Raw genomic sequence first — 12,245 nt, forward strand, 5'->3', positions numbered from 1 at the left:
AGCACCGGCTTCAGCCGCAGCGGTTCGGCATTTCACAGCCGCGTCATGGACGCTTGCCACGCTCGCGTTTTTGTCAGCAATGAAAGCACCATGACCGACGAATCCAGCAAGCCGACGCTGCACAACCTGCTCAAGGGCACCACCGACCAGGCCAGTGAACTGAACCGCCGCCGCTTTGTGCGCCAGATGGCCTGGAGCGCCGGCGCCATGTCCGTTCTGCCGCTCGCGGCCTGCGGCGGCGGCGATGACAGCCAGACAGAGGCCAAGCCGGCCGATCCCGAAGTCCGCTTCGCCCATGGCCTGGCCAGCGGCGACCCGCTGTCCGACCGCGTGATGCTCTGGACCCGCATCACCCCGCCCGCCGGCCACCAGGCAGACATCCCCGTGCAATGGGAGCTTGCCAGCGACGCAGCGTTCGCCACCATCGTGGCGCGCGGCGAGAGCAGCGCCACCGCTGCCAGGGACTTCACGGTCAAGATCGATGCAGCCGGCCTCAGGCCAGCCACGGCCTACCACTTCCGCTTCCGCGCCTATGGCGTGACTTCGGGCACGGCACGCACGCGCACCCTGCCCACCGGCTCGGTGGCCCAGGTCAGACTGGCCGTCTTCTCCTGCGCCAACTACCCGGCCGGCTACTTCAATGTATACGCCGATGCGGCCAGGCGCAGCGACCTGGACGCCACGGTACACCTGGGCGACTACATCTATGAATACGCGCGCGGCGGCTATGCCTCGGCCCAGGCCGAGGCCATGGGCCGCCTGGTCAATCCTGCCGGAGAAATTCTCTCGCTGGCCGACTACCGCGAGCGCCATGCCCAGTACAAGAGCGATGCAGACCTGCAGGCCCTGCATGCTGCCGCGCCCATGATTGCCATCTGGGACGACCACGAATTTGCCAACGACACCTGGAGTGCGGGAGCCGAGAATCACCAGCCCGGCGAGGGCGACTTTGCCATGCGCAAGGCCGCCGCCATGCAGGCCTACCACGAGTGGATGCCTACGCGCACCGCGAGCGCCGAGCTGATCTACCGCAGCTTCGACTTTGGCGATCTGGTCTCGCTGCACATGCTGGACACCCGCGTGATAGGCCGCGACAAGCAGCTGGACTATGCCGATTTCATGACCTCTGCCGGCCTTGACTCGGCGGGCTTCGCCACGGCCATGGCCAACCCGGCGCGTCAGCTGCTGGGTCAGACCCAGACACAGTGGTTGCAGCAGCAGATGGCGGCCTCCCGCGCCACCTGGCAGGTACTGGGCCAACAGGTGCTGATGGGACGCATGAACATCCCCGCGCCCATACTCATGGAGACCATCCAAGCCGGTGCCGGTGTATCGGTCTCGCAGTACGCAGCGCTGGTTGCCAAGGCGCAGACCGCGCCCGCCACACTCACGCCTCAGGAGCAAGCCATCCTGGCCCAGCCCTCGATCCCCTACAACCTGGACGCCTGGGACGGCTACCAGGCCGCGCGCGAGACCGTTCTGGGCAGCGCACGCCAACTCGGCAAGAAGCTGGTGGTGCTGGCCGGCGACACGCACAACGCCTGGGCCAGCGAGCTGCAGGACATGAACGGCAAGGCCGTGGGCGTGGAATTTGCGACCTCCTCGGTCAGCTCGCCGGGCTTTGAGGAATACCTGCCGGGCGAAGACCCCGCGACGCTGGCCGCTGCGCTGCAGCAGCTCATCAAGCCGCTCAAATACTGCGACACCTCGCGCCGCGGCTATATGCTGGTGACGGCCACGGCGGATGCCTGCCGCGCCGACTGGGTGTACGTGAACACCATCAGCAGCCGCCAGTTCACGGCCAGCACCGAAGCCTCCATGAAAGTTCTGGCCAGCGCGCCGGGACTGCTGGTCAAGGCCTGATCCCCAGGCTGGCAAGGCGGAACAAGCCCGCCCTCAGGGCCGCTGAAAAGCGGCTCTGGCGCGCTCCACTTCAGCTCTGGTGATGCAGCCCGGTGCATGGTCGTTGACCATGCCCATGGCCTGCATCAGCGCATACATGGTGGTCGGCCCGACAAACTTCCAGCCGCGCTTTTTGAGCTCCCTGGACAGGGTTTGCGACTCCGGCGTCTGGGCCTGAATGGTCGTGCCCGTCGAGGGCACTGTCGGCTGATAGCGCCAGAAGAACGCGGCCAGAGAGCCTTCGGCCTGGACCATTTCGATGGCCCGCCCGGCGTTGTTGATCACGGCTTCGATCTTGCCGCGGTGGCGCACGATGCCCGCGTCCTGCAGCAGGCGCTGCACATCGGCCTCGCCAAACTGCGCCACGCGATGAAAATCAAAACCTGCAAAGGCCGCGCGAAAGTTCTCGCGCTTGTTGAGAATGGTCAGCCAGCTCAGGCCGGACTGGAAGCCTTCCAGACAGAGTTTCTCGAACAGGCGCTGGTCGCTGTCCACCGGGAATCCCCATTCGCGGTCGTGATAGTGGACATAGCCCGGCGTGGCCAGACACCAGCGGCAGCGCTGCTGGCCGTCTTCGGCGGACTGGGTGGGGGAGCGGGTCGGCGTGGTCTCGGTGGGTTCGGTACTCATGTCCAGCACTCTAACCAATGCAAAAGCCCTGCAGGGCATTCCCTGCAGGGCTTTTATTTTGATAGCTTCTTGCACCTGATATCAAACGATTTCAGAGATAAAACATATTGAAATCAATGAATATAAAGCGCTAACAGCTCACTTTTTATCCGCCTGAGCCAGACGCGAATGGCGCATGCCATAGGCCATGTAGATCAGCGCACCCAGCGCCATCCAGCCCAGAAAGCGCAGCCAGGTCAGCGTGGTGAGATTCAGCATCAGATAAAAGCACAGCAGGGCCGAGAGCACAGGCAGCACAGGCACAAAAGGCACTCGGTAGCCGGCTCCGGCGTCAGGGCGCTTTTTGCGCAGCACCAGCACGCCGATGCTGACCAGCACAAAGGCCGACAGCGTGCCGATGTTGATCATCTCCTCCAGCAGCTCCACCTTGGTAAAGCCTGCCAGCAACGCCACGATCACGCCCACAGCCAGTTGCAGGCGAACCGGCGTCTTGCGCCTGGCCGATGTCACGCCCCAGCTGCGCGGCAGCAGGCCGTCGCGGCACAAGGCCAGCAACACGCGCGAGCTGCCCATCAGCAGCACCATGACCACGGTGGTCATGCCGATCAGCACGCCGACCGAGATGACCTGCGCCGCCCAGCCAGCGCCCACGGCAATGAAAGCAGTGGCCAGCGAAGGATTCTCGGCCCTGGCCAGTGCCGTATAGGGCACCATGCCGGTCAGCGCCAGCGTGACCAGGATGTAGAGCACCGTCACCAGCACCAGCCCGCCGAGAATGCCGCGTGGCAGCGTGCGCTGCGGGTCCTTGACCTCTTCGGCCGAGGTTGCCACCACATCGAAGCCCAGAAAGGCGAAGAACACCAGCGATGCGCCCGAGATCACGCCCAGCCAGCCATACTGGCTGGGTTCGGCACCAAACAACCAGGCCAGCATGGGCTGCCCCCACAAGTCACCGCTCACGCCATGAGCCACCACGGGCGGCTGTGCACTGGGCACAAAAGGCCTGAAGTTGTCGGTGTTCATATAGGTGAAGCCGACGACGATCACAAACACGGTGATCGCCAGCTTGATGACGGTGAACAGGTTGTTGACCTTGGCCGAGACCTGGGTGCCCGCAATCAGCAAGGCCGTGAACACGGCCACGATGAAGAACGGCCCCCAGTTCAGCGAGAAGCCGCCAATCTCGATGCTCTGCGCGATCTCCAGCCCTGCCGTGGAGAACACGGCCGACAGATAGATACCCCAGTACTTGGCCAGCACGGCAGCGGCCGAGATCATCTCCAGCAGCAGATTCCAGCCAATGATCCAGGCCAGGCCCTCGCCCAGCGTCAGATAGGTATAGGTATAGGCGCTGCCCGTGACGGGCACGGTGGAGGCGAACTCCGCATAGCACATGATGGCCAGCGCGCAGGTCGCGGCCGCCAGAATGAAGGAAAAAATCACGGCCGGCCCTGCAAAGCTGCCGGCTGCGCGAGCCCCCACCGAGAAAATCCCTGCGCCCACGGCCACGGCCAGGCCCAGAATCATCAGATCGAAAACACCCAGCGTGCGCTGGAGCTGCCGGCCCGGCTCGTCGGAATCGGCCAGCGCCTGTTCAATGGTTTTGGTTTTCAGCCACTGCATGCATATCCCCAGGCTTTGAGAACGTGTTTACGATCTCTACGCAGCCGCGTTGGAGCGCAATCGGGATGAGTTCGAAGCGATGGCTCGCCGCTTGCACCGGGGTGCAAGCAAGAGACAGCGCGCAGCAAATCGCCCGATTTCGCTCCAACCCTCCGGGACAGTGTCTTTGCGGGCGGTCTGCGGCGTTGCGAATCCTCGCAATAGCACGTCTATTGCTGCGGTATCGCGCCTAGCATCCCATCCCGCAAAGCCTCTGTCGCGGCGCGAGGAGGTCGTAAACATGTTCTTGGCCACGCTTTTGGCGCGGCGTCTTCGGCCCGGTCCTTTTTGTCAAAAAGGCATCCTAGGGATTTCACCAATGATGCGCAGATTCCCTGCAGCATCACCAGTCCATCTGCATGTTTTGTGCAGGCCCGGCTGCACACCCATCTCAAAACAGACTAGCCAGGCCCGCGCTTCACGAAGCCTGCACCGCGCTCAAAAATCGCGCTGCAGTCCTGCATGCAAGCGAGCACAGACGCAGGATTCGAAAAAGGCCCGCGGCAGAGCAATCCTGCCCGGCTCAGATGCGCGGAGGCTGCGGCGGCACATCGGCAGGGCGAATCAGCAGGCAGAGCACTGGCACCAGCATCAGCGCAGTGACCACATCCAGCACATGGTGCTGATGCACCAGCATGGTTGAGGCGCAGATTGCCGCGCTCCATAGCACAATCAGCAGACAAAGCCCCCAGCGACCACGCTGCCATTGCGCCTGGCAGATGGCCAGGCAGGTCAGCGCCGTGTAGACGATGTGCAGCGAGGGCAGCAGATTGTGCGGCTTGTCCACAAAGAACATGGTCGCAAAAATGCTGCGATAGGGCTCGAATTCGGGAATCGCGCGCTCGAAGGCCAAATTTGCCGGGAACAGCACGAAGGTCAGACCGCAGATCAGCGTACCCAGCACCTGACGCTTGCCCAGCGCCGCCGTACCGGGCTGCCCCACCAGCCAGAACGGCAGGGCCAGAAACGGGAAAAACGAGAAGTAGACAAAGATGAATTCCGGCACCAGCGGAATCATGGCATCCCAGCGCGTGATGAAGTCATAGCGCTGGTCGCGCAGGCTGGCCAGCCAGTTGGCCGTGGGATAGATCGCGTAGGTGGCGATGTTCACCCATATGGCCCAGAAGACAAAGCCACGCTGGCGGGCCGGACCAGGCCCGTGTCCATGGGCTGCCTGATCGGCGGGGCGAAGAGCGGGAGCACGCGCGGGTTTTGCCATGTGCAGATTATGAAAGCAGCGGCGCAGCGCAGGACAGGGGCGGCAGGGCCAAAAAGGGCGGTCGACGACAGACGCCAGCGGCCTGCGCGTTCAGGCCGGACAAGCTGTCCGCATCCATCCGTCTGATTCCATCCACCAGCCTATTCGGCCTGAACCGGCTGGGCCGACAACACCCAGGCCGCCATCAGCAAGGACTGCTCCTCGCTGATCTGCGGGTGGCGCGGCATGATGACATTGCCCCAGACACCCACGCTGCCGGCGCGAATCTTGCCTGCGAGATAGGTTTGTGCATCGCTTTGGGCCTCGTACTTCTGGGCAATCGAGACAAAGGACGGTCCCACATACTTGCGCTCCCATCCATGGCAGCGCATGCAGTCGGACTGCTCCACCAGCTTCTTGCCCTGGGCCAGCTCCGGGTGCTTCTGCACCAGCGCCTCCGTGGCCTTCTCGGCAGAGCTGACGCGCATGATGCGCCAGCCGATATTGGCCACGCCCAGGGCCGCCGCCAGCATGACCAGCCCGATCAGCCAGCCAATCCAGCGCGGACGCGGCGGGTAGTTTTCTTCGTCGTCAATGGGATCTGTCATACCAAGCAATCACAGCTAAAAAGACAATGGCCAGCTTGCGCTGGCCATGAGACGCGGAGCAAAAAAACTGGCGCGAACCTAGCCAGGCACACCGAGAAAGCGCCGTCGCGCGCCGAAGGTGTCGGTCCCCCTCCGGTGCACAGCGCCAGAGAGGGGGAGGGCGCGCAGCGCCTCAGGGGGGGAGTTTTAATGCCTGAAGTGGCGCACGCCGGTGAAGACCATGGCCACGCCACGCTCGTTGGCCGCATCGATCACTTCCTGATCGCGCATGGAGCCGCCAGGCTGAGCCACGCAAGTGGCACCGGCATCGACCACCACGTCCAGGCCGTCGCGGAAGGGGAAGAAGGCATCCGACGCCACGACGGTGTTCTGCAGCGACAGCTTGGCGGCTTCGGCCTTGATGGAGGCGATGCGGGCCGAATCCAGGCGCGACATCTGGCCGGCACCCACGCCCATGGTCATGCCGTTCTTGCAGAAGACGATGGCGTTGGACTTGACGAACTTGGCCACGTTCCAGGCGAACAGCAAGTCCTGAAGCTCTTCAGGCGTGGGCTGCTTGACGGTCACGACCTTCAGGTCGGCCAGCTTGAGCTCATGGTTGTCCGAGGTCTGCAGCAGCAGGCCCGAGCCGATGCGCTTGGACTCGATGGCGTTGCGGCCGTTGTCCCAGTCGGTTGCGCCGCCTGCGGGCAGAGCGATCTTCATCAGGCGCACATTGACCTTGGCCTTGAAGATTTCCAGGGCTTCGGCGCTGAACTCGGGAGCCATCAGCACTTCGACGAACTGCTTGGACACGGCTTCGGCCGCGGCCTTGTCCACAGGGCGGTTGAAGGCAATGATGCCGCCAAACGCGCTGGTGGGGTCGGTCTGGAAGGCCTTGGAATAGGCTTCGAAGGCATTCGCGCCCACGGCCACGCCGCAGGGGTTGGCGTGCTTGACGATCACGCAGGCAGGGGTGTCAAAGCTCTTGACGCATTCCCAGGCCGCATCGGCGTCGGCGATATTGTTGTAGCTCAGCTCCTTGCCCTGCAGCTGCACGCCCGTGGCCAGCGAGCCGGGAGCGGGGTACAGATCGCGGTACCAGGCAGCTTGCTGGTGGCTGTTTTCACCGTAGCGCAGATCCTGCACCTTGATGAAATGTCCGTTGGACTGGCCGCCGAACAGGGCGCGCTCGGGCACATATTCTTCGCTGAGCTTTTCGTCTTCGAACTTGACGCTGGACAGGTAGTCGCTGATCGCTCCGTCGTACTGGGCAATGCGGTTGAAGGCTGCCACGGACAACGCGAAACGCAGCTTGTCGGACAGCTTGCCGTTCGCCTTGAGCTCGGCCAGCACGGCTTCGTACTGGTCGGCGGCGGTCAGAACGCCCACGTCTTTCCAGTTCTTGGCAGCGGAACGCACCATGGCGGGGCCGCCGATATCGATGTTCTCGATGGCGTCGGCCAGGGTGCAACCGGCCTTGGCCACGGTAGCTTCAAAGGGGTAGAGGTTCACGACCAGCAGATCGATGGTCTCGATGCCATGTTCCTTCAAAGCAGCCATGTGCTCGGGCAGTTCGCGGCGAGCCAGCAGACCACCGTGCACCATGGGGTGCAAGGTCTTGACGCGGCCGTCCAGCATCTCGGGGAATTGGGTGACTTCGGCCACTTCGGTCACGGGCAGGCCCACGCCCGCCAGCAGCTTGGCGGTGCCACCGGTGGACAGCAGTTGCACGCCCAGGGCGTGCAGGGCTTGCGCAAATTCGACGATACCGGTCTTGTCAGAGACGGAGATCAGAGCTTTCATGGGCGTCAATTCAAAGTTTGGATAAAAACAAGCTGCAAGTGCAGATATTTCAAGCGCTTGCAGCTATGGATTCGGTAGCCTCGTCGTTCAGAGCAACTCGTGATCGACCAGCTTTTTGCGCAGGGTGTTGCGATTCAGGCCCAGCCATTCGGCGGCGCGCGACTGGTTGTTGTCGGCCTGGCCCATCACCACTTCCAGCAACGGTTTTTCGACAAGGCGAATCACCATGTCATAGACATTGGCCGGTGTTTCACCCTCGAGATCGCGGAAATAGCCTTCCAGGCTGTCGCGAACGACTTGTTCTAAATTCTGATTGCTCATGCAGCCATTTCTGCCGGTTCGTCCAGCCCGCTGCTTGGTTCAGCAGCGGCCGTGGCCACCGGGATCCGCTCCATCTGCTGCCCCAGGGCATCCAGATAGTCGGCCACGGCCTGCCATTGCACCGCACAGTCCTCAATAGTGTTGATGTGTTTTCTGAACTCTTCCCCGCCCGGCAGCGCTCGCAGATACCACGCAATATGCTTGCGGGCGCTGCGCACGCCGGTTCCCTCGCCATACAGGCTGTAGTGATCTTGCAAATGTTCGAGCAGCAGACGACGCAGCTCGGCCACCAGGGGGGGAGCCAGATGCTCGCCGGTGGCCAGAAAGTGCGCGATCTCGCGAAAGATCCACGGTCTGCCCTGGGCTGCACGGCCGACCATGATGGCATCCGCCCCCGTATAGGCCAGCACATCGCGGGCTTTTTCAGGGCTGTTGACATCGCCATTGGCCACCACGGGCACTTTGACGGCCTGCTTGACGGCCGCAATCGTGTCGTACTCGGCAAAGCCCTTGTAGCCTTGCTCGCGCGTGCGGCCGTGCACGGTCAGCATCTGGATGCCGACATCTTCAAACTGGCGCGCCAGCAGAACTGCGTTCTTGTGCGTATCGCACCAGCCGGTGCGCATCTTCAGGGTGACGGGCACGTTGTAGGGACGTGCGGCCTCCACCACGGCCTGGGCAATTTCCACGGCCAGCGGCTCGTTCTGCATCAGGGCGGAGCCCGCCCATTTGTTGCAGACCTTCTTGGCCGGGCAGCCCATGTTGATGTCTATGATCTGCGCGCCGCGCTCGATGTTGTAGATGGCAGCCTCGGCCATCATGGGCGCTTCGGTGCCGGCAATCTGGACCGAGATCGGCCCAGGCTCGCCTTCATGGTTGGCGCGGCGACTGGTCTTGAGACTGTTCCACAAGTCCTTGCGGCTGGTCACCATCTCGCTGACCGCGTAACCGGCCCCCAGTGCCTTGCACAGCTGACGAAACGGCCGGTCCGTCACACCCGCCATGGGAGCGACAAACAGACGATTTGCCAATGGAATATGACCAATGTGCAGGGCGGGCATGGAGAGAATTTGGTTTCTGCGGCAGGCAATGTCTGGCACAGACCGGGCGCTGGAAAAGAGAGGGGGCAATTATACCTGCTCAAATTTTCAGCAAAACCAAACTCCATGCATCACCCTGCGAGGCAAGTCACTATCGGGCAATGCACCACTGGCGTCTCAGTTTTTACGCACCGGCATATCAAAGTACTGCTCGGGATAGGGCTCGCTGACCAGCGTGTAATGCCACCACTCCTCTGGCAGGTTCTTCCAGCCATTGCGCTGCATCAGGCTGCGCAGCCAGCGGCGGTTGTGCTGCACATCGGGCGATTGCTGGGCATTGTCGGTATGCGACTGCTCGTCAAAGAGATCGAAGGGCGTTCCCATGTCCACTTCGATACCGTCGGCCAACGGCCCACGCACCAGCTTTCCGGCCCGCTTGGCATCCACCACCAGCAGCGTCATGTCCACGGTGCTGGCACGGCTGTGACCCGATTTCTCGGCGATGTAGCCACGCTTGAAGAGCTCGCTCTTGGGCACGCGCGGGTAATACATGTCCTTGTTTTTCTGATCGGCCATATCGCGACCCCAGCGCACAAAGTCGTCAACGGCCGCCTGGGGTCGGTAACAGTCATAGACCTTCAGAGCCAGCCCCTGTCCAGCCAGTTCCTTCTGAACAGCTGCCAGAGATTCGGCAGCCACGCGGCTGAGCCAGCAAACCCCGGCTTCATAGCCAGCCACGGGGCGGCCCATGAAGTTGTGCTTGGAGACATAGCGCATGTCCTGCTTGATGCCGGGCGCCAACGTCGCCAGCGGCACCAGATCGGCAGCCACCGTGACCGCTGGTTTGGCGTCAGACGGCGCGATGGTCCTTATGTTCGGTGCGCAACCAGCTATCAAAAGCAAAGCAACCGCCAGGCCTGCTGCCTGACTCGATCGCATCATTTTTTTTAGAGGGCTGAAAGCCATTCCTACTCCCATTGATCTGGCGTTACCGGATAACACCTGTTTACGCATTTGGATAAGAAACCATATATCAACAGCCTGCAACTATGGCCGATGACTGAGAAATGACAGGATGCAAAGTTCAGGGAATTGAGCGACCCGCCTAAACTAGCCGCCCTATGGAAGCGTGGATACATCAGTTGCTGCAATGGCTGGCCCTGCCGGAGTTGGGCCTTAGCACCGTGTTTGTCGTGGCCCTGGTCTCGGCCACCCTGCTGCCGCTGGGCTCTGAGCCCGTGGTGGCCGCACTGGTCTCAGCCAACCCCGATCTGTTCTGGCCCGCCATTGTGGTCGCCACGGCGGGCAACACGCTGGGTGGGGCCATCAGTTGGTGGATGGGGCTGGCCGCCAACCAGGCCTGGAACAAGGCCAAAGAGCTGCGCCGACATGGAGAGCCGCCGCCCCAGAACATGCACCACAAGTCACGCTGGAACCGCATCGCCCGTTACTGGCTGCGCAAATACGGCGCCAAGGCCTGCCTGCTGAGCTGGCTGCCCGTCGTCGGCGACCCGCTATGCGCGGTCGCCGGCTGGGTGCGCCTGCCTTTCTGGCCCTGCGTCGCCTATATGGCAGTTGGAAAATTCCTGCGCTATGCCTTGATGACGGCAGGCCTGCACCAGATCATCCTGCGGTTTTTCTAGATCAGAACTCGGTGTGCAAACGCACAGCCAGTGCGTTGATGGGCCCACGGTCCGCGTTGTATGCAGGGTTGCGGATATGCTGCCAGTCAAAGCTGATGCTGGATTGCTTGCTGATCCCCACGCTGTAGAACATCTCGAGAATATTCTCGGGCTTGTAGTTCAGACGCCCGTCACCAATGAATGCCCCCACCCCGCCCTCTGCCAGATACTGACGGTGTGAGGACGAGAGGAAATTGCGCGCCACGCCTATGCCCAGCGTATCGCTCGCCCGTCCCCATTTGCGCCCCTGGATCAGCAGACCCGCAGAAAGAGAGCGGTCGATTTCCGTGAAGGCATAGATTTCCGTCTTGCCATCCGCCCAGCTGCCACGAGCGAAAAGACCCACGTCATCACTCAACGCCTGCTCCAGGTTGATGCCGAAGCCGTGCTTGCTTCTGGCACCATAGCGTGCAACATTCAGATCCGGCACCGCCCCGGTCTGCGCCGCCAGGTTGAGTGCATCGTCATAGCGCGTCATCACGGCGTGGTTGCGGAAGACCAAAGCGCGCAACTTTCCCGGCTGGCCCGCCAGGGTGTGTGCATGGGCTACTTCCAGCTGGTCGCCGTAGTGTTTGAAAATTCGATAGTCCAGCGGCTGGCCGTTGGGCTCCTTGGGCTGGATGAAGCGACCGAAGCGCACCTCCCAGTCGTCGTGAAACCACTCCAGCACCGCCCCCCAGCTGTAACCTCTGGCATCTGCGGCATAGTCAAACGCGCCTTGAGTCATCAGCGACCAGTTCATGAACTGCGTGCGCGGATCATGGCTGTAGCGGTTGTCGTCAAAGATATCGATGACCGCCAGATTGCCCACCGTGAGCACAGTACGACGCCTGTCCACCATGCCCGCCAACTGCCTTGCCTCTGACTCCACCGCCTCTTGCTCACCGCCATGACTCCAGGTCTGGCGCAAGAATGCTCGGGCGCGATAGAGCTTCAATCTTGCTCCCGAAGTTTTGGCCAATTCCCCATTGGTAAAGCCACCCAGGCCTGCCAGTCCCGACAGAGGAATGCCCTGCGCGCCTTCCAGATCAAGATAGACCTCCCCTCCGGCCCATGGACGGTATCCGAGAGATGCAGTGGTCGTGAAGGAGTAGCTGCGCTCGCGCCCTGGCAACAGGCTTTTCTCTCCGGTATAGGGTGCAGAAAAGGACGGCTTGCGCTGCCAGACATAGGTGGCTTGGAACTTGGCATTCCACTTCTCAGGCTCTGTGCCTCCCCCACGCGCATCAGTTGCTGACGCTGCTGCAGAGGCTTCTTCACTGCCTGCACGGACTGGCTCTGCACTCTGCTGCGCATGAGCAGTCAGCCCCCATATCATGCACAAGGACATCAAACTGCCCGTGCAAAGCTTGCCGAAACCAATTTTGTTATTGAATGTTCTTTGCTGACGCATTGACCGCTCCTGGCGAACCCGCCA

At 62.1% G+C, this 12,245-nt stretch carries 11 protein-coding genes; 2 read left to right on the forward strand and 9 right to left on the reverse strand.

Features of this window, described 5'->3' with window-relative positions:
• Positions 1-90 precede the first annotated feature (90 nt).
• On the forward strand, positions 91-1,863 hold the full coding sequence (locus CTR2_RS23415) for an alkaline phosphatase D family protein (protein ID WP_217896224.1): 1,773 nt from the start codon (positions 91-93) through the stop codon (positions 1,861-1,863).
• A 33-nt stretch (positions 1,864-1,896) separates the two neighbouring features.
• Here CTR2_RS23415 and CTR2_RS23420 read toward each other — a convergent pair whose 3' ends face one another.
• The 8 genes from CTR2_RS23420 to CTR2_RS23455 form a co-directional block, all read right to left on the reverse strand.
• A complete protein-coding gene (locus CTR2_RS23420) occupies positions 1,897-2,532 on the reverse strand; it encodes a DNA-3-methyladenine glycosylase I (RefSeq protein WP_087080565.1) in 636 nt (211 codons plus the stop codon).
• A 138-nt stretch (positions 2,533-2,670) separates the two neighbouring features.
• On the reverse strand, positions 2,671-4,155 hold the full coding sequence (locus CTR2_RS23425; protein WP_087080563.1) for an amino acid permease: 1,485 nt from the start codon (positions 4,153-4,155) through the stop codon (positions 2,671-2,673).
• A gap of 562 nt (positions 4,156-4,717) precedes the next feature.
• Positions 4,718-5,413, reverse strand: coding sequence for a phosphatase PAP2 family protein (locus CTR2_RS23430; protein ID WP_254913214.1), 696 nt, complete (start codon positions 5,411-5,413; stop codon positions 4,718-4,720).
• A gap of 140 nt (positions 5,414-5,553) precedes the next feature.
• Positions 5,554-6,000, reverse strand: a complete 447-nt coding sequence (locus CTR2_RS23435; protein ID WP_087080561.1) for a c-type cytochrome — start codon at positions 5,998-6,000, stop codon at positions 5,554-5,556.
• A 186-nt stretch (positions 6,001-6,186) separates the two neighbouring features.
• Positions 6,187-7,785 carry a bifunctional phosphoribosylaminoimidazolecarboxamide formyltransferase/IMP cyclohydrolase gene (gene purH / locus CTR2_RS23440; protein ID WP_087080559.1) on the reverse strand — a complete coding sequence of 533 codons (1,599 nt, stop codon included), beginning with the start codon at positions 7,783-7,785 and terminating at the stop codon, positions 6,187-6,189.
• Positions 7,786-7,872: 87 nt separating this feature from the next.
• On the reverse strand, positions 7,873-8,106 hold the full coding sequence (locus CTR2_RS23445; protein WP_003071135.1) for a Fis family transcriptional regulator: 234 nt from the start codon (positions 8,104-8,106) through the stop codon (positions 7,873-7,875).
• Positions 8,103-9,167, reverse strand: coding sequence for a tRNA dihydrouridine synthase DusB (gene dusB / locus CTR2_RS23450; RefSeq protein WP_087080557.1), 1,065 nt, complete (start codon positions 9,165-9,167; stop codon positions 8,103-8,105). The genes CTR2_RS23445 and dusB overlap by 4 nt, the downstream gene beginning before the upstream one ends.
• 156 nt (positions 9,168-9,323) lie before the next feature.
• On the reverse strand, positions 9,324-9,977 hold the full coding sequence (locus CTR2_RS23455; protein WP_087080555.1) for a M15 family metallopeptidase: 654 nt from the start codon (positions 9,975-9,977) through the stop codon (positions 9,324-9,326).
• A gap of 290 nt (positions 9,978-10,267) precedes the next feature.
• Here CTR2_RS23455 and CTR2_RS23460 point away from each other — a divergent pair, with 290 nt between their 5' ends.
• The gene (locus tag CTR2_RS23460) at positions 10,268-10,789 is read left to right on the forward strand and encodes a YqaA family protein (protein ID WP_176391586.1); all 522 of its coding nucleotides are present in this window, start codon (positions 10,268-10,270) and stop codon (positions 10,787-10,789) included.
• A gap of 1 nt (position 10,790) precedes the next feature.
• Here the strand turns inward: CTR2_RS23460 and CTR2_RS23465 are convergent, their stop codons facing one another.
• Entirely contained in the window at positions 10,791-12,158 is a 1,368-nt protein-coding gene (locus tag CTR2_RS23465) for a carbohydrate porin (protein WP_254913213.1), read from the reverse strand.
• Between the last annotated feature and the right edge of the window lie 87 nt (positions 12,159-12,245).

This window comes from Comamonas thiooxydans, assembly GCF_002157685.2.
GTDB classification, from domain to species: domain Bacteria; phylum Pseudomonadota; class Gammaproteobacteria; order Burkholderiales; family Burkholderiaceae_C; genus Comamonas; species Comamonas testosteroni_H.

What these genes read in the sequence shown, in the direction of transcription:
- CTR2_RS23415 (WP_217896224.1), top strand. Translation starts at nt 91, where the DNA reads ATGACCGACGAATCCAGCAAGCCGACGCTGCACAACCTGCTCAAGGGC.
- CTR2_RS23425 (WP_087080563.1), bottom strand. Translation starts at nt 4,155, where the DNA reads ATGCAGTGGCTGAAAACCAAAACCATTGAACAGGCGCTGGCCGATTCC.
- CTR2_RS23465 (WP_254913213.1), bottom strand. Translation starts at nt 12,158, where the DNA reads ATGTCCTTGTGCATGATATGGGGGCTGACTGCTCATGCGCAGCAGAGT.
- CTR2_RS23445 (WP_003071135.1), bottom strand. Translation starts at nt 8,106, where the DNA reads ATGAGCAATCAGAATTTAGAACAAGTCGTTCGCGACAGCCTGGAAGGC.
- CTR2_RS23430 (WP_254913214.1), bottom strand. Translation starts at nt 5,413, where the DNA reads ATGGCAAAACCCGCGCGTGCTCCCGCTCTTCGCCCCGCCGATCAGGCA.
- CTR2_RS23420 (WP_087080565.1), bottom strand. Translation starts at nt 2,532, where the DNA reads ATGAGTACCGAACCCACCGAGACCACGCCGACCCGCTCCCCCACCCAG.
- purH (WP_087080559.1), bottom strand. Translation starts at nt 7,785, where the DNA reads ATGAAAGCTCTGATCTCCGTCTCTGACAAGACCGGTATCGTCGAATTT.
- dusB (WP_087080557.1), bottom strand. Translation starts at nt 9,167, where the DNA reads ATGCCCGCCCTGCACATTGGTCATATTCCATTGGCAAATCGTCTGTTT.
- CTR2_RS23435 (WP_087080561.1), bottom strand. Translation starts at nt 6,000, where the DNA reads ATGACAGATCCCATTGACGACGAAGAAAACTACCCGCCGCGTCCGCGC.
- CTR2_RS23460 (WP_176391586.1), top strand. Translation starts at nt 10,268, where the DNA reads ATGGAAGCGTGGATACATCAGTTGCTGCAATGGCTGGCCCTGCCGGAG.